This window comes from Thauera carbonicopians, assembly GCF_025699485.1.
Taxonomy (GTDB): Bacteria; Pseudomonadota; Gammaproteobacteria; order Burkholderiales; family Rhodocyclaceae; genus Thauera.
Map to the genome: position 1 here is coordinate 37655 of NZ_JANUXN010000013.1, position 20166 is coordinate 57820.

General features: G+C 65.8%; 19 protein-coding genes and 1 other RNA gene. 16 read left to right on the top strand and 4 right to left on the bottom strand.

The genetic code is table 11. The features are described 5' to 3' along the window. Nucleotides 1-3 precede the first annotated feature (3 nt). Nucleotides 4-102, top strand: an RNA gene (gene ffs, locus NX068_RS15220) — signal recognition particle sRNA small type. Between the two features lie 109 nt (nucleotides 103-211). Here ffs and NX068_RS15225 read toward each other — a convergent pair. Next, nucleotides 212-1129, bottom strand: a complete 918-nt coding sequence (locus tag NX068_RS15225) for a ZIP family metal transporter (RefSeq protein ID WP_263462103.1) — start codon at nucleotides 1127-1129, stop codon at nucleotides 212-214. A 330-nt stretch (nucleotides 1130-1459) separates the two neighbouring features. Between NX068_RS15225 and dnaX the strand changes: the two genes are divergently transcribed. The 9 genes from dnaX (at nucleotide 1460) to NX068_RS15270 (ending at nucleotide 9099) form a co-directional block, all read left to right on the top strand. Next, the gene (dnaX, locus tag NX068_RS15230) at nucleotides 1460-3550 is read left to right on the top strand and encodes a DNA polymerase III subunit gamma/tau (protein WP_263462104.1); all 2091 of its coding nucleotides are present in this window, start codon (nucleotides 1460-1462) and stop codon (nucleotides 3548-3550) included. 63 nt (nucleotides 3551-3613) lie between these two features. Continuing rightward, nucleotides 3614-3937, top strand: coding sequence for a YbaB/EbfC family nucleoid-associated protein (locus NX068_RS15235; RefSeq protein ID WP_263462105.1), 324 nt, complete (start codon nucleotides 3614-3616; stop codon nucleotides 3935-3937). Nucleotides 3938-3950: 13 nt separating this feature from the next. Further along, entirely contained in the window at nucleotides 3951-4544 is a 594-nt protein-coding gene (gene recR / locus NX068_RS15240; protein ID WP_263462106.1) for a recombination mediator RecR, read from the top strand. Nucleotides 4545-4740: 196 nt separating this feature from the next. Beyond that, nucleotides 4741-5334 (top strand): ubiquinol-cytochrome c reductase iron-sulfur subunit, encoded by a 594-nt coding sequence (gene petA / locus NX068_RS15245; protein WP_263462107.1) that lies wholly within the window; start codon nucleotides 4741-4743, stop codon nucleotides 5332-5334. Between the two features lie 3 nt (nucleotides 5335-5337). Next, on the top strand, nucleotides 5338-6606 hold the full coding sequence (locus tag NX068_RS15250; RefSeq protein WP_263462108.1) for a cytochrome b: 1269 nt from the start codon (nucleotides 5338-5340) through the stop codon (nucleotides 6604-6606). Next, a complete protein-coding gene (locus NX068_RS15255) occupies nucleotides 6603-7358 on the top strand; it encodes a cytochrome c1 (protein WP_263462109.1) in 756 nt (251 codons plus the stop codon). The genes NX068_RS15250 and NX068_RS15255 overlap by 4 nt, the downstream gene beginning before the upstream one ends. A 108-nt stretch (nucleotides 7359-7466) precedes the next feature. After that, the gene (locus NX068_RS15260; protein WP_068636083.1) at nucleotides 7467-8063 is read left to right on the top strand and encodes a glutathione S-transferase N-terminal domain-containing protein; all 597 of its coding nucleotides are present in this window, start codon (nucleotides 7467-7469) and stop codon (nucleotides 8061-8063) included. A 55-nt stretch (nucleotides 8064-8118) separates the two neighbouring features. Then, on the top strand, nucleotides 8119-8604 hold the full coding sequence (locus NX068_RS15265; RefSeq protein WP_263462110.1) for a ClpXP protease specificity-enhancing factor: 486 nt from the start codon (nucleotides 8119-8121) through the stop codon (nucleotides 8602-8604). A gap of 9 nt (nucleotides 8605-8613) precedes the next feature. Then, entirely contained in the window at nucleotides 8614-9099 is a 486-nt protein-coding gene (locus NX068_RS15270) for a hemerythrin domain-containing protein (protein ID WP_263462111.1), read from the top strand. Between the two features lie 25 nt (nucleotides 9100-9124). Here the strand turns inward: NX068_RS15270 and NX068_RS15275 are convergent, their stop codons facing one another. Next, nucleotides 9125-10378 carry a D-amino acid dehydrogenase gene (locus tag NX068_RS15275; RefSeq protein ID WP_263462112.1) on the bottom strand — a complete coding sequence of 418 codons (1254 nt, stop codon included), beginning with the start codon at nucleotides 10376-10378 and terminating at the stop codon, nucleotides 9125-9127. 183 nt (nucleotides 10379-10561) lie between these two features. Between NX068_RS15275 and NX068_RS15280 the strand changes: the two genes are divergently transcribed. Together NX068_RS15280 and NX068_RS15285 are read left to right on the top strand one after the other, a co-directional pair. Beyond that, complete coding sequence (locus tag NX068_RS15280; protein ID WP_263462113.1) at nucleotides 10562-11563, top strand: class 1 fructose-bisphosphatase; 1002 nt, start codon at nucleotides 10562-10564, stop codon at nucleotides 11561-11563. Between the two features lie 9 nt (nucleotides 11564-11572). Beyond that, a complete protein-coding gene (locus tag NX068_RS15285; protein ID WP_263462114.1) occupies nucleotides 11573-13330 on the top strand; it encodes an autotransporter assembly complex protein TamA in 1758 nt (585 codons plus the stop codon). A 20-nt stretch (nucleotides 13331-13350) separates the two neighbouring features. Here the strand turns inward: NX068_RS15285 and NX068_RS15290 are convergent, their stop codons facing one another. Next, nucleotides 13351-13941, bottom strand: a complete 591-nt coding sequence (locus NX068_RS15290; RefSeq protein ID WP_263462115.1) for a DUF938 domain-containing protein — start codon at nucleotides 13939-13941, stop codon at nucleotides 13351-13353. A 203-nt stretch (nucleotides 13942-14144) separates the two neighbouring features. Continuing rightward, entirely contained in the window at nucleotides 14145-15410 is a 1266-nt protein-coding gene (locus tag NX068_RS15295; protein WP_263462116.1) for a glycoside hydrolase family 2 TIM barrel-domain containing protein, read from the bottom strand. Nucleotides 15411-15683: 273 nt separating this feature from the next. Between NX068_RS15295 and groES the strand changes: the two genes are divergently transcribed. From groES to NX068_RS15315, 4 genes are all read left to right on the top strand, one after another. Further along, complete coding sequence (gene groES, locus NX068_RS15300) at nucleotides 15684-15974, top strand: co-chaperone GroES (RefSeq protein ID WP_263462117.1); 291 nt, start codon at nucleotides 15684-15686, stop codon at nucleotides 15972-15974. A 54-nt stretch (nucleotides 15975-16028) separates the two neighbouring features. Continuing rightward, on the top strand, nucleotides 16029-17678 hold the full coding sequence (gene groL / locus NX068_RS15305; RefSeq protein WP_263462118.1) for a chaperonin GroEL: 1650 nt from the start codon (nucleotides 16029-16031) through the stop codon (nucleotides 17676-17678). 249 nt (nucleotides 17679-17927) lie between these two features. Beyond that, nucleotides 17928-18614, top strand: coding sequence for a response regulator transcription factor (locus NX068_RS15310; protein WP_068635497.1), 687 nt, complete (start codon nucleotides 17928-17930; stop codon nucleotides 18612-18614). After that, entirely contained in the window at nucleotides 18589-20073 is a 1485-nt protein-coding gene (locus NX068_RS15315; protein WP_263462119.1) for a sensor histidine kinase, read from the top strand. The genes NX068_RS15310 and NX068_RS15315 overlap by 26 nt, the downstream gene beginning before the upstream one ends. The last annotated feature ends 93 nt before the right edge of the window (nucleotides 20074-20166 follow it).

Here is a 20166-nt window from a genome sequence, read left to right on the forward strand (position 1 = left end):
CGTGGCGGGTCTCCCCGCATTGCAGCGCGGTGAATCTGGTCAGGGCCGGAAGGCAGCAGCCACAGCCGTTTCCTGTAAGTGCCGGGGGTCGGGCTCGCCACCCCGAATCCGGAAAGCCGAGGATGCTCCGTTGCGGAGCGCCTCGGCTTTTTCACGTTCCGGACGGGCAGCCTGCGAATCTCTCTCCGGCGCCGCCGTGAGGACCCAATTTTCAGCCGAGCAGGCCGTCCAGCAGCATCATCGTGACGAAACCGAGGATCAGCCCGCCGGTTGCCAGGGTTTCGCGGCCCCGGCGATGCGATTCCGGAATGATTTCGTGGCTGACGACGAACAGCATCGCCCCTGCCGCCGCTGCCAGCCCCCATGGCAGGATCTCCGCGGAAGCGGAAACCGCCATCGAACCGGTGATCGCGGCAATCGGCTCGATCAGGCCGGATGCAGTGGCGACGACGAAGGCGAACATGCGGCTGTAGCCGGCTGCGGCGAGGGCGATGGCGACGATCAGGCCTTCGGGTACGTTCTGCAGCGAGATGCCGGTGGCGACGGCGCTGCCGCTGCCGGCCTGCAGTTCGCCGAGCCCGGATGCCACGCCGATGGCCAGGCCTTCGGGAATGTTGTGCACCGCGATCGCGAACACGAACAGCCACGCCGAGGTGCCGTTGCGCACGTCGCTGGAACCCGCCCGGGCGGGCGTGTGCGAATGGGGCAGCAGGCGGTCCATTGCCAGCAACAGCAGGGCGCCGCTCAGGAACCCGGTTGCCACCAGCATGCCGGCGCCGGATGGCCCCCGGCCTTGCACCTGCGCCGCCTCGAACGCCGGCAGCAGCAGCGAGAACAGGCTGGCGGCCAGCATCACGCCGGCACCGAAACCGAGCAGCATGGCTTGCATGCCGGCGCCGATCCGGCGCAGCGTCAGCACCGGCAGCGCCCCCAGTGCCGTGGCGCCCGCCGCCATCGCACCGCCGGACAGCGCAGCGGCGAGCGGCAGCTCGAAACCGTCGATGCCGCGCAGCGCCTGGGCCACCAGGACGGCAAGGCCGGTGAGCGTGATCATCCAGCCGGCGAGCGCACGCGCGACGCCGGAGGGGCTGGCGGGCTGGAGGTGCAGACGGGCGACTTCGGCAACCATGGATGGATTCCTTCTGATCGATGCGCTGGGTGGAAACGGTGCGGCCGGCGAGGTGCGGCCGGCGAGGCGCTAGAGCGTCTGCGCAAACTCGGCGCACACCTGGCACAACAATTCGAACAAGGCGTCGATGTCGGAGCGGAATGGGTTCATGGGGTTCATGGCCGGTTCCTCCTGGATTCCTTGGACTCGATACAAGGATAGGATCGGGATGTCGATAGTTCAAATTGATAAGAAGAATGATGGCGATCCTTGCTGGCTATCGATCGGCATTTCGGCCGCTCGCATGATCGGCACCGGACGGGGCGTCCTGCTCTGCTAGAATCGGGCGCCATGAGCTATCAGGTCCTTGCGCGCAAGTGGCGGCCGAAGTCCTTCGGCACGCTGGTCGGTCAGGAGCACGTCGTGCGGGCGCTGACGCATGCGCTCGCCACCGGCAGGCTGCACCATGCCTGGCTGTTCACCGGCACGCGCGGCGTCGGCAAGACCACCATCAGCCGCATCCTGGCCAAGGCGCTGAACTGCGAGACCGGTATCACCGCCGAGCCCTGCGGCGAATGCGAGGCCTGTAAGGCGATCGATGCCGACCGCTTCCCCGATTACGTCGAGATGGACGCCGCGTCCAACCGCGGCGTCGATGACATGGCGGCGCTGCTGGACAAGGCGGTGTATGCGCCGGTGCAGGGCCGCTACAAGGTCTACATGATCGACGAAGTGCACATGCTGACCGGCCACGCCTTCAACGCCATGCTGAAGACGCTGGAAGAGCCGCCCGAGCACGTCAAGTTCATCCTCGCCACCACCGATCCGCAGAAGATTCCGGTCACGGTGCTGTCGCGCTGCCTGCAGTTCAACCTCAAGCAGATGCCGCCCGGCCACATCGTCGACCACCTCACGCGCATCCTGCAGGCCGAGGCGGTGCCGTTCGAACCGGGCGCGCTGCGCCACCTCGCCAAGGCGGCCAACGGCTCGATGCGCGATGCGCTGTCGCTGCTGGACCAGTCGATCGCGCACGGCGCCGGCAAGGTCGAGGAGGAGCAGGTCACGCACATGCTCGGCACGGTCGGCGACGATCACCTGTATGCGGTGCTCGATGCGCTGGCGGCCGGCAGCGTGGCTGGCCTGATGGCGGTGGCGGACGGCATGGAGGCGCGCAGCCTGTCCTTCGACGCGGCGCTGCAGTCGCTGGCGAGCCTGTTCCATCGCATCGCGCTTGCGCAACATGCGCCGGATGCCATCGCGGACGAAGTGGAACGCGCCCGCATCGTCACCTACGTTGCCGCTTTCGATGCCGAATTCCTGCAACTGGCCTACCAGATCGCCATCCATGGCCGCGACGAACTACCCTTGGCACCGGACGAATACACCGGTTTCGCGATGACGCTGCTGCGCCTGCATGCCTTCCGCCCGGAACAGCCGGCCGCGCTCGGTGGCCCCGGCGTCGCGCCTGCCGGCAGCGGCCAGGCCCGCAGCCCGGTGCCCGCTGCCGTCCAGCCGACGGCGGCATCGCCCCGGGCACCGGTCCGCGAGGCGCCCGAACCGGCGAAGCCGTCGGCGGGACCGGCGCCGGTTCCGGCAAGTGTGGTCACCGAACCCGGAAACGCCAGTGCCGTAGCGCCGCAGCGCGTTTCCGAGCCCCTTGTGCCGCACGCTATGCAGGCCGCAGCCCCGATGGCCACGCCGCCTGCTGCAGGCTCCCGTCCCGCCGATTCGCCCCCGCCGTCCGTGGATATGCCCCGGTGTGCGGAGTCCGCTGCCGGACCCGCGCCGGTCACATCCGACGGCGACCATGACGTGCCACCGTGGGAAGAGCTGCCGCCCGAGGCCTACGCCGGGGACTATCCTGCCTCCGCGGTCGTGCCGCCGGCCGTGCCGGTCGATGCCGTGGTGGTCGCGCGCGAAGCCAGGCCTGCGCTTGCCGAGCCGGCGGCGCAGCCGCGGCATCCGGGCACGCCTGTCGCGACCGTGGATTCGGAAGGGCCGCTGGCAGCCGAGATTGCAGCGCCCGCGGCAGCCGGCGGCGACGTGACCGCCTTGCTGGCGATGGGCGACTGGCGCGGCCTGATCAGGGCGCTCGGCTTGAGCGGCCTGATGCGCGAACTCGCGCAGCATTGCGAATGGCTCGATTTCGACGATGGCGAGTTGCGCCTGCGGCTGTCGAATGCGCATCGCCACCTGTTCGACATGAACCGCGCGGCGGCGGAGCGGCTGCAGGACATGCTCGGCAATGCGGCCGGGCGGGCGCTGCGGGTGCGCATCGAAGTCGGCGACATCGCCGGCGAGACGCCGGCCCAGCGTGACGAGGCCGAGCGCCGTGCGCGCCATGCCGATGCGGTCGCGGCGCTCGAGGCCGACCCCTTCGTGCGCGAGCTGATCGAGCGCTTCGATGCGACGCTGGTCGAGAACAGCGTGAAACCCTTGTGAACGGCGGTGGCTTGCCGCCTTCCTTCCCTCGTTTGAACGATCAATTCCATTGGAGTAGCCAGCATGATGAAAGGCGGAATCGCCGGGCTGATGAAGCAGGCCCAGCAGATGCAGGAAAACATGAAGAAGATGCAGGAGCAGCTCGCTTCGGTCGAAGTCGAAGGGCAGTCCGGCGCCGGCATGGTCAAGGTGCAGATGACCTGCAAGTACGACGTGCGCCGCGTCTCGATCGACGATTCGGTGATGGACGACAAGGAAATGCTGGAGGATCTGGTCGCTGCCGCGCTGAACGACGCGGTGCGCAAGGTCGAAGCCACCACCCAGGAAAAGATGTCGGGCTTCACCGCCGGCCTGAATCTGCCGCCGGGCATGAAGCTGCCGTTCTGACGGGAGCGGGCGGATGTCGCCTTCCAGCCTCGACGAACTGATCGAAGCCCTGCGCTGCCTGCCCGGCGTCGGGCCGAAGTCGGCGCAGCGCATGGCCTACCACCTGCTGCAGCGCGATCAGCGCGGCGCCGCGCGGCTGGCCGGCGCGCTCGCCCATGCGCTCGACGTGCTGCGCCACTGCGAGCGCTGCAACACCTTCAGCGAGGAGGCGGTCTGCGCGCGCTGCGCCAACCCGCGCCGCGATGCTTCCTTGTTGTGCGTGGTCGAGATGCCGGCCGATCTGGCGATGATCGAGCAGACGCAGTCCTACAGCGGGCTGTACTACGTGCTGATGGGGCGGCTGTCGCCGCTCGACGGCATCGGGCCGAGGGAACTGCGGCTCGACAAGCTGATCGCGCGCGCGAGCGACGGCAAGGTCAGGGAAGTCATCCTCGCCACCAACTTCACCAACGAAGGCGAGGCGACCGCCCACACCGTTGCCAGCCTGCTGTCGGCGCGCGGCCTGAAAGTCAGCCGCCTGTCGCGCGGAGTGCCGGTCGGCGGCGAGCTCGAGCATACCGACACCGGCACGATCGCCCAGGCGCTGATCGAGCGGCGCTCGGTCTGAGGCATGTGGAGCAAACGGGTTTTGCAATGCAGCAAAAATGCTGTCGGCGATGCTCTGGCGTCGCATGGATGCCACGTGGAAAGCCTTGTTCCGACTGGCGATCCGGCCTTTGCGCTTTCTCTGCTGCGACGACTTCGCTATAATCCCGAAGTTATTTGTATCCGGGTCTTTCGTTTTCCTTTCAGGGAAGAGGGTCATGAGCGTTGATCAAAAGATGGACAGCAGCCGCCGCACCCTGCTGCTGGCGACGTCCGCCGCGGGCGGTGCCGCCGCCGTGGCAACAGCGGTGCCGTTCGTTGCCAGCCTGACGCCGTCCGAGCGTGCCAAGGCAGCCGGTGCGCCGGTCGAAGTGGATGTGGGTAAGCTCGCTCCGGGCGAGATGATGACGGTGGAGTGGCGCGGCAAGCCGGTGTGGATCCTGCGCCGCACCGAAGAGATGCTGGCCTCGCTCGACAAGACCGACGAGAAGGTCAGCGATCCCGCGTCCGACAAGCCGATGCAGCCGGAGTACGCCAAGAACAAGCACCGCTCGATCAAGCCGGAATACCTGATCGCGGTCGGCATCTGTACTCACCTGGGCTGTTCCCCGTCCGAGAAATTCAAGATGGGCGCCGAGAGCGGCATGGGCGCAGACTGGCCCGGCGGTTTCCTGTGCCCCTGCCACGGCTCGCTCTTCGACCTGGCCGGCCGCGTCTATAGCAGCATGCCGGCGCCGGACAATCTCGAAATTCCGCCGCATCAGTACCTCGCGGACACCACCATTCTTGTTGGCGAAGACGGGAAGGCATAAGCGATGACGACCAAATCCCAGGCTGTGCTGAACTGGATCGACGAGCGTTTTCCGCTGACGTCGTCCATCAAGGGGCACCTCACCGAATACTACGCCCCGAAAAACTTCAACTTCTGGTACTTCTTCGGCTCGCTGGCGCTGCTGGTGCTGGTGATCCAGATCCTGACCGGCATCTTCCTGGTCATGCACTACAAGCCGGATGCGTCGCTGAACGCCGCCGGCGTGCCGGTGGCCTTCGCCAGCGTCGAGTACATCATGCGCGAGGTGCCGGGCGGCTGGCTGATCCGCTACCTGCACTCGACCGGTGCCTCGGCCTTCTTCATCGTCGTGTATCTGCACATGTTCCGCGGCCTGCTCTACGGTTCCTACCGCAAGCCGCGCGAGCTGATCTGGATCTTCGGCACGCTGATCTTCCTGGTGCTGATGGCCGAAGCCTTCATGGGCTATCTGCTGCCCTGGGGCCAGATGTCCTTCTGGGGCGCGCAGGTCATCGTCAACCTGTTCTCGGCGATCCCGGTCATCGGTCCGGACCTGTCGCTGGTCATCCGTGGTGACTACGTGGTGTCCGATGCCACGCTGAACCGCTTCTTCTCCTTCCACGTCATCGCCGTGCCGCTGGTGCTGATCGGCCTCGTCGCCGCGCACATCATCGCGCTGCACGAAGTCGGCTCCAACAACCCGGACGGTGTCGAGATCAAGAAGAAGAAGGACGCCAACGGCATCCCGCTGGACGGCATCCCCTTCCACCCCTACTACACCGTCAAGGACATCGTCGGCGTTGTCGCCTTCCTGTTTTTCTTCAGCGCGGTGGTGTTCTTCGCGCCGGAAGGCGGCGGCTACTTCCTGGAGTTCAACAACTTCATCCCGGCCGACCCGCTGAAGACGCCGCCGCACATCGCGCCGGTGTGGTACTTCACGCCCTTCTATTCGATCCTGCGCGCAGTGACCTATCCGCTGTTCGGTCTCGATGCGAAGTTCTGGGGTGTGGTGGCGATGGGCGCGTCGGTGGTGATCATCGCCTTCCTGCCCTGGCTGGACCGCAGCCCGGTGAAGTCGATCCGCTACAAGGGTCCGATCTTCAAGATCGCCGTGGTCATCTTCGTCATCTGCTTCTTCATCCTGGGCTACCTGGGCGTGCTGCCCCCGACCCCGGGTCGTACGCTGGTGTCGCAGATCTGCTCGGTGCTGTATTTCGCGTTCTTCCTGCTGATGCCGTGGTACAGCAAGCTCGACAAGTGCAAGGCCGAACCGGAAAGGGTGAACTTCAAATGAAAATGCGCGTGATCAATTTCGTCAAGCGTGCAGCAGCCGTGCTGCTGTTCGCCCCGGCGCTTACGCTGGCGGCCGACGTCTCGGTGAACCTCGACAAGGCACCGGTGAGCACCGAGCCGGCCGCGCTGCAGCATGGCGCCAAGCTGTTCGTCAATTACTGTCTGAACTGTCACGGCGCCTCCTACGTGCGCTACAACCAGCTGGAGAACATCGGCCTGTCCGAGCAGATGATCCGCGACAACCTGCTGTTCACCGGCGAGAAGGTCGGCGATCTGATGAAGATCAGCATGAGCCGCGCCGATGGTACGACCTGGTTCGGCGCCGCTCCGCCGGACCTGTCGGTGATCGCGCGTTCGCGTGCTTCCGGCGACGGCAGCGGTGCGGACTGGCTCTACACCTATCTGCGCCAGTTCTACCGCGATCCGGAGCGCCCTACCGGCTGGAACAACGTGATCTTCGAAAACGTCGGCATGCCGCACGTGCTGTGGGAGCTGCAGGGCGAGCAGGTGGCCAAGGTCAGTGATGACGGCCATGGCGGCAAGCACGTCGAGCTGACGCTGGCCAAGCCCGGCAAGCTGTCGGTCGAGGAGTACGACAAGGCCGTGGCCGATCTGGTCTCCTTCCTCGTGTGGATGGGCGAGCCGGTGGCCGAGAAGCGCAAGGCGATCGGTACCGTCGTGCTGATCTTCCTGGCAGGTTTCTTCGTGCTGGCCTATGCCCTGAAGAAGAACTACTGGAAGGACATTCATTGATCGGAACCGCGGCAGGCCGGGAGGCCTGTTGATCTAGTCCTAACCCAGACGCACCACGCGATATCGCGTGGTGCGCTTTTGCTTTTGCATCCCCGGAGTGGCAACACCATGATGAATCTGTATTCCGGCACGACCGATCCTTTCAGCCACCGCTGCCGGATCGTCCTGTTCGAGAAGGGCATGGACTTCGAAGTCATCGACGTCGATCTCTACAACAAGCCCGAAGACATTGCCGTCATCAATCCATACAACCGCGTGCCGGTGCTGGTGGATCGCGATCTCGTGCTGTACGAGTCGAACATCATCAACGAGTACATCGACGAGCGCTTCCCGCATCCGCAACTGATGCCGCCCGACCCGATCATGCGTGCTCGCGCGCGCCAGCTGCTGCACACCTTCGAGCACGAGCTGTTCTCGCACCTCGAAGCGCTGGAGGCCAACCAGAAGGGAGTGGACAAGGTGCGTGCCCACGTCCGCGACCATCTCACCCAGCTGGCGCCGATCTTCACCAAGCAGAAGTTCATGCTCGGCGAGGAGTTCTCGATGCTGGACGTCGCCATCGCACCGCTGCTGTGGCGCCTGGAACATTACGGCATCGAACTGCCCAAGGCGGCGGCGCCGCTGATGAAGTACGCCGAGCGCATCTTCAGCCGCCAGGGCTTCATCGACGCGCTGACGCCTTCCGAGAAGGTGATGCGCCGCTGACCGTTCGACCCGCGATGCCCCGCCGCCGGCGCGGGCATCGCCTGATGGAAAGACCATGAGCACAATATCGACCAAACCCTATCTGCTGCGCGCCATCTGGGAATGGTGCGTCGACCAGGGGTTCACGCCTTACCTCGCCGCCATCGTCGATGGGCAGACGCGCGTGCCGCCCGGCTATGCCCGCGACGGCCAGATCGTGCTCAATCTGTCGTCCGAGGCCACCGGCCACCTGCAGATGGCCAACGACTACGTCAGCTTCCAGGCCCGCTTTGGCGGTGTCGCGCATTCGCTGGTGATTCCGGTCGCCAACGTGATCGCGATCTATGCGCGCGAGAACGGGCAGGGCATGGCTTTCGAGCCCGAACTCGAGGAAGGGGGCGAGAGCGTGCCCGCGCTGGTATCCCGGGACGGCGACGCCCGGGAGCCGGAAGCGGCCGAAGACATGGGCGAGGCGGCAGCAAAGGCACGCGAGGAAGCGGCGAAGCCCGGCGATGGCTCGCCGCGGCGCCCGCGCCCTTCGCACCTGACCGTGGTCAAGTAAGGAGACACGATGTCCAGCCTGGAATGGAGCGAAAAGCTCGAGAACGGTCTTGCGCGCATGGACGACACCCATCGCGAGTTCGTCGAGCTGTATACCGCCGTGGCGAACGCCGCACCGGAGCACTTCCTCACCGCCTACGACGCCTTCGTCGCCCATACCGAAGCGCACTTCGCCCAGGAGAACCGCTGGATGGAAGCGGTGGATTTCCCGGGCTGTCACCGTGCCGAGCATGAGCGCGTGCTCGCCGTGCTGCACGACATCCGCAAGCGCGTGGCCAATGGCGACATGTTCTTCGCCAGGCGCCTGATCCAGGAACTGCCGGCGTGGTTCGAGAACCACACCAACGGCATGGATGCGGCGCTCGCCTTCCATCTCAACAGCGTCGGCTACGACGTCGAGGCGGAAGGTTTCGTGCCGGTCGAGGAAGGTGGCGAGAAATCTGCAGGCTGCGCCTGTGCCACGCTGACGGCCGACGACAAGGCCGCTTGCGCCTGAGATCCTTTCCGGCGCCGCCGACCGATCAGGTACGGAAAGGGTAGGCGACCGGAGGGCGTTCGCCGCGCATCAAGGCCACGAGCGCGCTGGCCGAGCCGCAGGCGAGCGTCCAGCCCAGCGTGCCATGGCCGGTGTTCAGCCACAGATTCGCGCTCGTGCTCCTGCCGATCAGCGGCAGATTGCCCGGCGTGGCCGGCCGCAGGCCTGCCCAGGGCTCGACGCTGGCCTCGTCGATGGCACCGGGGAAGTTCTGCCGGGTCCAGTCCAGCAGCGGGCGGATGCGTTCGGGCCGGATGCGGGTATCGAACCCCGCCAGCTCGGCCGTTCCGGCAACGCGCAGGCGATCTCCGAGGCGGGAGCAGACGATCCGCCGCGACTCGTCGGTCAGGCTGACTTCGGGCGCCCTGGCGGGCTCCGTCAATGCTGCGGTGATCGAATACCCTTTCACCGGATAGATCGGCAGCCGCATGCCGGTTGGTGCCAGCAGTGCCGTGCTGCGGCTGCCGAGGCAGACCACGTATGCATCGGCGATCAGCGCGCCTCTGCGGCCGATTCCGTCCTCGATGTCGATGTTGTTGATCGTGCCGTTGCCGTGGTTCAACTGCAGTACCTGGGTGTTCCAGTGGAAGCGCACGCCCGCCTGCTCCAGCCTTTCGGCCAATGCCCGGGTGAACAGGTGCGCATTGCCCGACTCGTCTCCCGGTGCATGGATGCCGCCGGCCAGCGGGCTTTGCCGGGCCGCCAGCGCAGGTTCAATGGCGACGCATTCGGCAGGCTGGCAGACGCGTGCCTCGATGCCGAAATGCGCCAGTTCCGCCACTCGACGAGGTGCACGGGCGAATTCCCGGGGCGTGTTGAACAGGTGCAGGATACCGCGCTTGCGCTGTTCGTATTCCAGCCCGGTTTCGTCTCGCAGCCTGGCCAGGCAGTGCCCGCTCCAGACCGCGAGCGCGGCGATCGCTGCCGTATTGCGGCGCGTGCGCCAGGGCAGGCATTCGTGCAGGAAGGCGAGCATCCAGCGCCACTGGGCCGGGTCGGCGGCCGGGCGGATCTTCAGCGGCGCGTCGGCGCGGCCGAGCCAGCGCAAGGCGAGCCAGGGCGCCGAGGGGTTGGCCCAGGGCTCGGGATGGCTGATGGAAATCTGGCCGCCGTTGGCGAAGCTCGTTTCCATGCCTGCGCCCGCCTGACGATCGACGAGACTGACTTCGAATCCCGCCTGTCGCAGATACCAGGCGGTCGTGACACCGGTGACGCCGGCGCCGAGAACCATGACGTGCATAAAGGATGGAGGTGCTGAAAGACGGTGGCGCGGAGCGGGGATTCGAACCGCCGTGCCTGGGCCAAGGCAGGGATGATAGCCATCCATCCGGAGAGCGGTGAAACTTTTTTTGCCGTGCGCTGAGCGCAAGGAACCGGGATAATCCGTCGCTGTCAGCATCAATCGCATCCACGGAGTCCCTTCATGCGTCGTGTCACCCTCACCCAGTTCCTGATCGAGCAGCAGCGTGCTGGTCGCATTACCGCCGATCTGCGTCTGTTGATCGAGGTCGTCGCCCGTGCCGTCAAGGCCATCAGCGTCAATGTCTCCAAGGGCGCGCTTGCGGGAGTGCTGGGCGAGGCCGGCACCGACAACGTCCAGGGCGAAGCACAGAAGAAGCTCGACGTCATCGCCAACGAGATCCTGCTGCAGGCCAACGAATGGGGCGGCCACCTGGCGGCGATGGCTTCGGAAGAGGTCGAGACCGTGCACCAGATTCCCTTCGATTATCCGAAAGGCGGTTTCCTGCTGTTGTTCGATCCGCTGGATGGTTCGTCGAACATCGACGTCAATGTGTCGGTGGGCACCATCTTCTCGGTACTGCGCATGCCGCCGGGCGGCGCACCGGCGACCGAGGAGAGCTTCATGCAGCCCGGGCGGGAGCAGGCTGCCGCGGGCTATGCGATCTACGGTCCTTCGACCCAACTGGTGCTGACCGTTGGCAACGGCGTGCATGGCTTCACGCTCGACCGCGAGATGGGCAGCTTCATCTACACCCATCCGTTCATGACGATTCCCGAGGAAACGCGCGAGTACGCCATCAATGCCTCGAATGTGCGCTTCTGGGAAGCGCCGGTGCAGCGCTACGTCGAGGAACTGCAGCAAGGGGCGGACGGTCCGCGTGGCGTGGATTTCAACATGCGCTGGGTGGCCTCGATGGTGTCGGACGTGCATCGCATCATCACGCGCGGCGGCATCTTCATGTATCCGATGGACGAGAAGTGCCGCGCCAAGGGCGGCAAGCTGCGCCTGATGTACGAGGCGAACCCGATGGCGATGCTGGTCGAGCAGGCCGGTGGCGCGGCAAGCACCGGACGGGAGCGGATTCTCGACGTGCTGCCGACCGAATTGCACCAGCGCGTGCCGGTGATCCTCGGCTCGAAGGCCGAGGTGGAGCGCGTCGTCGAATACCACCGGGCGCACTGATCGTCTCGCATGCGGGTCTGCCGGCGTCTCACCGTCTCGCTGCTGCTGGGCGTGTCGCTGCAGCTTGTCCTGCCTGCCGCTGCCCAGCAGGCGCTGGATGTCAGCCTGGAGGCGCCGGGCGAAGTGCGGGAACTGCTCGAGCGCCATGTCCGCCTGCTGCGCAAGGGCGAGCAGGTGCTTCCCGCAGCCACGTCCGACCGCATCGCCATGTCACGCCGCGCGCGGCGCGAGGTGGAACAGTTGCTGGCGACCGAGGGCTATTTTTCGCCATCGGTCCGCATCGACCGCAGTGAAGCGGGCCGCTGGCTGCTGAAGGTCGAACCGGGGCAGCGGACGACCGTCGGGCAGGTATCGATCGCTTTCGAAGGCGAGGTCGCGGCGGCGCAGGGCGACCCGGAGGCGGGAGGGGACGCCTATCTCGAGGCCTTGCGCGGCCGCTGGAGCCTGCCGCAGGGCGCGCCTTTCCGCCAGGCCGACTGGGATGCCGCCAAGCAGGCGCTGCTCGATGCCGTCGCCGCCCGCCGCTATGCGGCCGCCCGCATCGTTGCCAGCCGCGCCGAGATCGATCCCGACACGGCGTCGGCACGCCTGAGCGTGACGCTGGACAGCGGCCCTGCGTTCTACCTCGGCGACCTCGACGTCAGTGGCCTGCAGGAACTGCCTGCCGATCTGGTGCAGCGCTACAGCCGCCTGGAGGCGGGTGAGCCCTATGATCGTGAAGCCTTGCTGGCGTTCCAGACCGGTTTGCAGAACACGCCGCATTTCGCCTCGGTGATCGTGTCCATCGACCGCGACCCTGCGCTGGCCAAGGCCGTTCCGGTCAGAGTGCAGGTGACCGAGGCGAGGCCCAAATACCTCGGCTTCGGCGTGGGGGTGTCGAGCAATACGGGCTTCCGCGTCGAGGCCAGCTATCGCGATTCCAATCTGTTCCATCGTGCCTGGGAATTGTCGACCGGCCTGCGCATCGAGCAGCGCCGCCAGTCGGCCTATGCCGACATCTTCCTGCCGCCTGCGGGACGGCATCGGGACAGTTTCGGCGCACTGATCGATCGCAGCGATCTCGAAGGGCTCAAGGTCAGCTCACAGGCCGTGGGCGCGACGCGCAGCACGGTGCGGGGCGACATCGAAACTCAGCTCGCGCTGCGGCTGCAGCACGAGCGCATCCAGCCCAGCGGCGCGGAAGCGAGTTCGCAGAACACGCTGACCCTCAACTGGACCTGGCTCCGGCGGGCCGTCGATGATCTGCTCGACCCGACGCGCGGCTACGTGCTGGAATTCCAGGTCGGCGGCGGCGCGGCGGTGGCGCTGGCCGACCAGGATTTCGTCCGCCTGTATGGCCGCGCGGTGCGCTACCAGCCGGTCGGCGAGCGCGACGTGCTCATCCTGCGCGGCGAGGCCGGCGTGACGCTGGCCGATTCGCGGGAAGGCATTCCGCAGGATTTCCTGTTCCGCACCGGCGGTGCGCAATCGGTGCGCGGCTACGCCTACCAGAGCCTCGGGGTCCGTGAGGGCAGGGCGACCGTAGGCGGGCGCTACCTCGGCACCATGAGCGCGGAGTACGTGCGCTGGTTCGAGCCGCAATGGGGGGCGGCGGTGTTCGTCGATGCGGGCGATGCGGCCGATACGCGCGACGACTTCGATCTGCACACGGGTTATGGCGTCGGCGCTCGTTGGCGCAGCCCGGCCGGGCCGCTGGCGGTCGATCTCGCCTGGGGGCACGAAGAACGCAGGCTGCGGCTGCACTTCGGCGTGGCGATCGCCTTCTGACCGGCGGCAGGGTGCCGGCTTCAGGCCTCGCGCCGGAAGATCAGGCTGAAGTTGTTGGCCGGCATTTCGATGACTTCGTCGAGCCGGAAGCCATGCTCATTGGCTTCGGCCTCGACGGCTTCCAGGTCGCGCACGCCGAAGCGGGGATCGATGCCGTGCAGCCATTCGTCGAACGCGGCATTGGACGGCGCAGTATGTGCACCGTCGCGGCGGTAGGGGCCGTAGCAATAGACGATGCCGTTTTCAGGCAGCACACGGGCTGCGCCGCGAAACAGCGCCGCCGTGCTCGACCACGGCGAATAGTGCAGCACGTTGATCGCCACCACCGCATCGACATGCTGGATCGGCCAGCTTTCGCTGTTCAATTCCAGTTCCAGCGGCGCCTCGATGTTGGGCAGGCCGGAATGCGAGATCCAGGCGGTGATGGAGTCGATGGCGGCCGGATCGCCTTCGGTCGGCTGCCAGTGAAGCCAGGGCATGTGGGCACAGAAGTACACGGCATGTTCGCCGGTTCCGCTGCCCACCTCCAGCACCGAGGCTGCAGCGGGCAGGACGCGCTGCAGAATCGGCAGGATGTGGCCGCGGTTGCGCTCGGTGGAAGGAGAGAACATGCGTCGATCGTTGGACATGGGGCGGAGGAGGCTGATGTATCGGATCGTTGGACTGTCGAGCGCGGAGTGTGATCCAGACCGCCGTGCCGAGCGAGCATCGACAGCCGTCGACCGTGAACTTTTCCCCGCTCCAGGGCATGTGCGGATCGCTGGCCGAGCTCATGCTGGTGCCCGGGATGGTTCGTGCCCGGAAACAGGAGGCATCAGCGCACCAGAAAAGGAAGGTTGGCCGTTGCCGCTTTGCCGTGGTGATCGCGTGTCGTGATGAACAGGCGGTAGGTTCCGGGCTCGGCAGGCGCCAGCAGGCGCACGCTGGCAGCATCGGCGTGCAGGATGTGCGTGGCGATGCGAGCGGGCGGGGATTCGTGGTCGCCGCCTTTGCGCAGGTCGGTGGCTTCGGCAAGAATTTTCCATTCCGTCTCCAGCGCCGTGCCATCGGCGCTGACGGCATCGATTCCGGCCGAAATCTCCGCCCCGGGGGCGAATACGTCGGCGGCGATGCCGATGCCGCGCACGACCGGTGCGGGCCTCTCCACCGGCCGGCCCCAGAACGAGGCCAGCGCGTCGCTCATCGCGGTGTCGCTGCCGTCGGCCAGCAGCAGGCCGTGCCAGGTTTCGGTCTGTTCCTGTTTGGCGCCCCACAGGAAGGGGAACACGCCGCGAATCTGCGGCTGGCGCGCGAGGTGGTCGAGGGCCTCGGTGAAGAAGCGGGCTTTTTCGCTGCTGGTCGGCTCCACCGGCGCTCCCCAGGGTTTGCGACCGGCCTGCCACTGGCCGAGCGGCCCCAACTCGGTGACGACGACCGGCTTGCCGATGCCGGCGTCGCGCAGCCGTCGAGACAGATCGAATACCGCACCGGCATAGACGTTGATGCCCAGCAGGTCGACGTTCGGGCAACAGTCCGCCAGGCTGCGGAAAGCGTCCATGCCGGTATCGGCGACGACCATCAGCGTCGGGTGGGCCGGATCGATCCGCTTGATCGCCGCAGCGAGGCGATCGACTTCGCGCCATAGTGGCAGCGGGTTTTCCACCGCGGTCTCGATTTCGTTGCCGATCCCCCAGGCGAGTAGGGCGGGGTGTTCCCGGTGGCGCTCGACGAAGTCGAGGATGGCCTGCTCCTGAGCCTGCACGGCCTGCTCGTCGTCATAGCTGAAGCCATGGCGCGGATGCTCCAGCCATAGGCCCATGATCACCTTCAAGCCGAGCCGTTGTGCTTCGTCCAGCACCCAGGCATCGGCCTGCCGATAGACGCGTACCACTTGGGCGCCGGCTGCGGCCAGGCGGGCGAGGCCGGCTGCATCGCCTTCGAAGGCGGCGCCCTGCCACTGTGTGCCTGGTGCAGGCTGGCTGGTAGCCGAGGATAGGCCGCCGAGACAGATGAAGAGAGCGAAAAGGGCGTGCCGGAAGCTTGCAGCAAGAATGTTCATTTCGATCCACTGTTCGGAGCGGCGGCCGTGCTGTGAGGCCATGCTCCATCGCTCAAGGGCTTGTCTTGCCTTGGGGCGACTCAGCGGTCGAAAAGTTCAGCGTCCGATGACGCCCTGCATGGGAGAGCAGACAGAAATCACACCGGCTGCACTTGAAATCCCCGAACCCCGTCCCTATTATTAGCACTCGTTGGCAGTGAGTGCTAACAAGCCCGGAGCGGCGCAGTTGCTGCATTCGGGCCACTGCGAATTTTCCGCGGGGCAACCCGCAAGCCATCAACTCAAACAGTCGAACCGAAGATAGGAGTGAACTCGATGAAGATTCGTCCTCTGCACGATCGTGTGATCGTCAAGCGTCTGGAAGCCGAGCGCAAGACCGCCAGCGGCATCGTGATCCCGGACAGCGCAGGCGAGAAGCCCGATCAGGGCGAAGTCCTGGCCGTCGGCAACGGCAAGATCCTCGACGACGGCAACGTGCGTCCGATGGCCGTCAAGGCGGGCGACAAGGTGCTGTTCGGCAAGTACGCCGGCCAGGCCGTCAAGGTCGAAGGCGAAGAGCTCCTCGTGATGCGCGAGGAAGACATCATGGGCGTGGTCGAAGGCTGAGCCTTGCCGCATTCCTGAAGCGCTAATCCCTGAAAAATTCCGGAGTTCTTAAGAATGGCAGCTAAAGAAGTCAAGTTTGGTGATTCCGCCCGCGAACGCATGGTCGCCGGCATCAACATCCTCGCCAACGCGGTCAAGGTGACCCTGGGCCCGAAGGGCCGCAACGTGGTGCTGGAGCGCTCGTTCGGCGCCCCGACCGTGACCAAGGACGGCGTGTCGGTGGCCAAGGAAATCGAACTGAAGGACAAGTTCGAGAACATGGGCGCGCAGATGGTCAAGGAAGTCGCTTCCAAGACCTCGGACATCGCCGGTGACGGCACCACCACCGCCACCGTGCTGGCGCAGTCGATCGTGCGCGAAGGCATGAAGTACGTCGCCGCCGGCATGAACCCGATGGACCTGAAGCGCGGTATCGACAAGGCCGTCGCCGCCACCATCGAAGAGCTGAAGAAGCTGTCCAAGCCCTGCTCGACCAACAAGGAAATCGCCCAGGTTGGCTCGATCTCGGCCAACTCCGACAGCGACATCGGCGACATCATCGCCAATGCGATGGACAAGGTCGGCAAGGAAGGCGTGATCACCGTCGAAGACGGCAAGTCGCTGAACAACGAGCTGGACGTCGTCGAAGGCATGCAGTTCGACCGCGGCTACCTGTCGCCCTACTTCATCAACAACCCGGACAAGCAGGTCGCCGTGCTGGACGACCCCTTCGTCCTGCTGTTCGACAAGAAGATCGCCAACATCCGTGACCTGCTGCCGGTGCTGGAGCAAGTCGCCAAGGCCGGCCGCCCGCTGCTGATCATCGCCGAGGACGTCGAAGGCGAAGCCCTGGCCACCCTGGTGGTGAACAACATCCGCGGCATCCTGAAGACCTGCGCCGTCAAGGCTCCGGGCTTCGGCGACCGCCGCAAGGCCATGCTGGAAGACATCGCCATCCTGACCGGCGGCCAGGTCATCGCCGAGGAAGTCGGCCTGACGCTGGAAAAGGCCACCCTGGACGATCTGGGCCAGGCCAAGCGTATCGAGATCGGCAAGGAAAACACCATCATCATCGACGGTGCCGGCCAGGCCGATCGCATCGAGGCCCGCGTCAAGCAGATCCGCGTGCAGATCGAGGAAGCGACTTCCGACTACGACCGCGAGAAGCTGCAGGAACGCGTGGCCAAGCTGGCCGGCGGTGTTGCCGTGATCAAGGTCGGTGCCGCCACCGAAGTCGAAATGAAGGAGAAGAAGGCTCGCGTCGAGGACGCCCTGCACGCCACCCGCGCTGCAGTGGAAGAAGGCATCGTGCCGGGTGGCGGCGTCGCGCTGCTGCGTGCCCGCGCCAACCTGAGCGGCCTGAAGGGCGACAACCACGACCAGGACGCCGGCATCAAGATCGTGCTGCGTGCGATGGAGCAGCCGCTGCGCGAGATCGTCGCCAACGCCGGTGACGAGCCGAGCGTGGTGGTGAACAAGGTCGTCGAAGGTTCGGGCAACTACGGCTTCAACGCCGCCTCCGGCGAGTACGGCGACATGGTCGAGATGGGCGTGCTGGATCCGACCAAGGTGACCCGTACCGCGCTGCAGAACGCCGCTTCGGTTGCCGGCCTGATGCTGACCACCGACTGCATGGTCGGCGAGTTGGCCGAAGACAAGCCGGCCGGCGGCATGCCTGACATGGGCGGTATGGGTGGCATGGGCGGTATGGGTGGCATGATGTGATGCCTGCCTGCGGCAAGCCTGTTTCGGCAGGTTTGCCGCTTGCCGTCTGACCAGGAAGGCCTCGCGCAAGCGGGGCCTTTTCAGTTTGCGGCAGACTCTGCCACAGGCTCTTTCGACCTTGCTGCCAGTATGGTCAAAATCCGTGGGATAATTGATCGCTTCCGCTGCATCCAGCGATCGAGCACAGGGAGTGCATTCCAGCAGATGCTAGGTGCATTCGCTTACGCACAACTTACATCCCGGAATTCCATGCGTATTCTGCTGGCAGAAGATGATCCCGTGATTGCCGACGGCATCGGCCGCGCCTTGAAGCGCAATGGATATGCCGTCGATCATGTCGACAACGGCATCGACGCCGACGTGGCGCTGGCCTCCCAGCCTTACGATCTGCTCATTCTCGATCTCGGCCTGCCGCGGCTGCCGGGCATCGAGGTGCTCAAGCGCCTGAGAGCGCGCAAGTCGGCGCTGCCGGTGCTGATCCTGACGGCGCAGGACGGCGTCGATGACCGCGTGCGCGGGCTCGATGCGGGTGCGGACGACTACATGGCCAAGCCGTTCGCGCTGCCCGAGCTGGAGGCGCGGGTACGGGCCCTGACGCGCCGCGGCACCGGTCAGGCGCGCTGCCTCGAACTGGGGCGGCTGTCCTACGATCAGGCCGACCGCGTGGTCAAGGTGGACGGTCAGGTGCTCGAACTGTCGGCGCGCGAGATCGGCTTGCTGGAAGTCTTCCTGCTGCGCGTCGGGCGACTGGTGAGCAAGGATCAACTGGTGGATCACCTGTGCGGCTGGGGAGAGGAAGTCTCCAGCAATGCCATCGAAGTCTACGTACACCGTCTGCGCAAGAAGCTGGAGGACAGCGGTGTGCGCATCGTGACCGCTCGCGGGCTGGGCTATTGCCTGGAGAACTCGGATGCGGCGCCGGCGGCGAAAGTCTGACAAGGCCGTATCGAGTACGAAACGCCCGGGGCCGCCGAATTCGCTGTTCGGCGAAATCCTCGACTGGCTGCTGGCGCCCTTGCTGTTCCTGTGGCCGATCTCGATCATCATCACGCACAACGTCGCCGACAACATCGCCAACCAGCCCTACGATCTTGCGCTGGCCGATGATGTCCGGATGCTGTCCCGCATGGTGGCATTCGACGAAGGGCAGGTCGTCGTGCGTTTTCCGGCGCCGCCCCGTGCCCTGTTCCGTGCGGACCAGGACGATGTGCTGTATTTCCAGGTGGCGGACGAGCATGGCGTGCTCGTGGCCGGCGATGCGGACATTCCCAGGCCTCAGGGGCTGCAGCCGCCTGCGGGCGAGGAGGTGCTGTTTCGCGACGAAACCATCCATGGCGAGGAAACGCGGGTCGCCTATCGGCTGCTGAAGGCGGGTGAGGGCGAAGATGCTCCATTGGTCTGGGTACAGCTGGCCGAGACCCGCAACAAGCGCGGCGACCTGGCGTCGCGCGTCGTCACCGGGGTGCTGCTGCCGCAATTCGCCATCATTCCGTTGGCGGTGCTGCTCGTCTGGGTCGGGCTGTCGCGCGGCATCACGCCGCTCAACCGCCTGCAGAGCCTGATTCGTCGTCGGCGGCCGACCGATCTTTCGCCGGTCCAGCCGGCGAGCGTGCCGGAAGAGGTGAGGCCGCTGATCGTTGCCTTCAACGACATGATGGCGCGTCTCGAAGAAAATCTGCAGGCCCAGCAACGCTTCATCGCCGATGCCGCTCATCAGATGCGCACGCCGCTGACCGGGCTGAAGATGCAGACCGACCTCGCTTTGCATGAAACCGACCCCGAACAATTGCGCCAGTCGCTCGCTCACATCGCCGAGAGCACCGATCGCGCGGCCCACCTGATCAACCAGTTGCTGTCACTGGCGCGGGCCGAGGCGAGTTTCGAGAAGCTGTATGCGGTCGAGCCGGTCAACCTCGAGGTGGTCGTGCGTGAAGTGGCGCTGGGGCTGTTTCCGCGGGCGCAGGCGAAGGAGATCGATCTCGGGGCGGAGGGCGGTGACGGGGAACTGCTGGTCGAGGGCAACCCGGTGCTGCTGCGCGAAATGGTCAAGAACCTGGTGGACAACGCGATCAAGTACACGCCCCATGGCGGACGCGTGACGGTGCGGACGCGTTTCGCCGGCTCGCCGATCCTCGAAGTCGAGGATACCGGCCCGGGCATTCCCGAGGCCGATCGGGAGCGCGTGTTCGAGCGTTTCTATCGCGTGCTGGGAAGTGGGGTCGACGGCTCCGGCCTGGGGCTGCCGATCGTGCGCGAGATCGCCGAACTGCACCGTGCCATCGTCACGCTGGATGCGAATCCGGCCGGGCAGGGGACGCTGGCGCGCGTGGTTTTTCCGCGCAGCCACTTGCACGCTCCGCCCCCGGTGCAGGGCGACGTCTACCCCCTCGGCTGAGCGCGCCTGCATGGTTCGGCGGCTGGATTGCTTGATCGAGGTCAATAGATATTCGAAAATTCGTCATAAGAGAAACTTTTTGACAACGTGTAA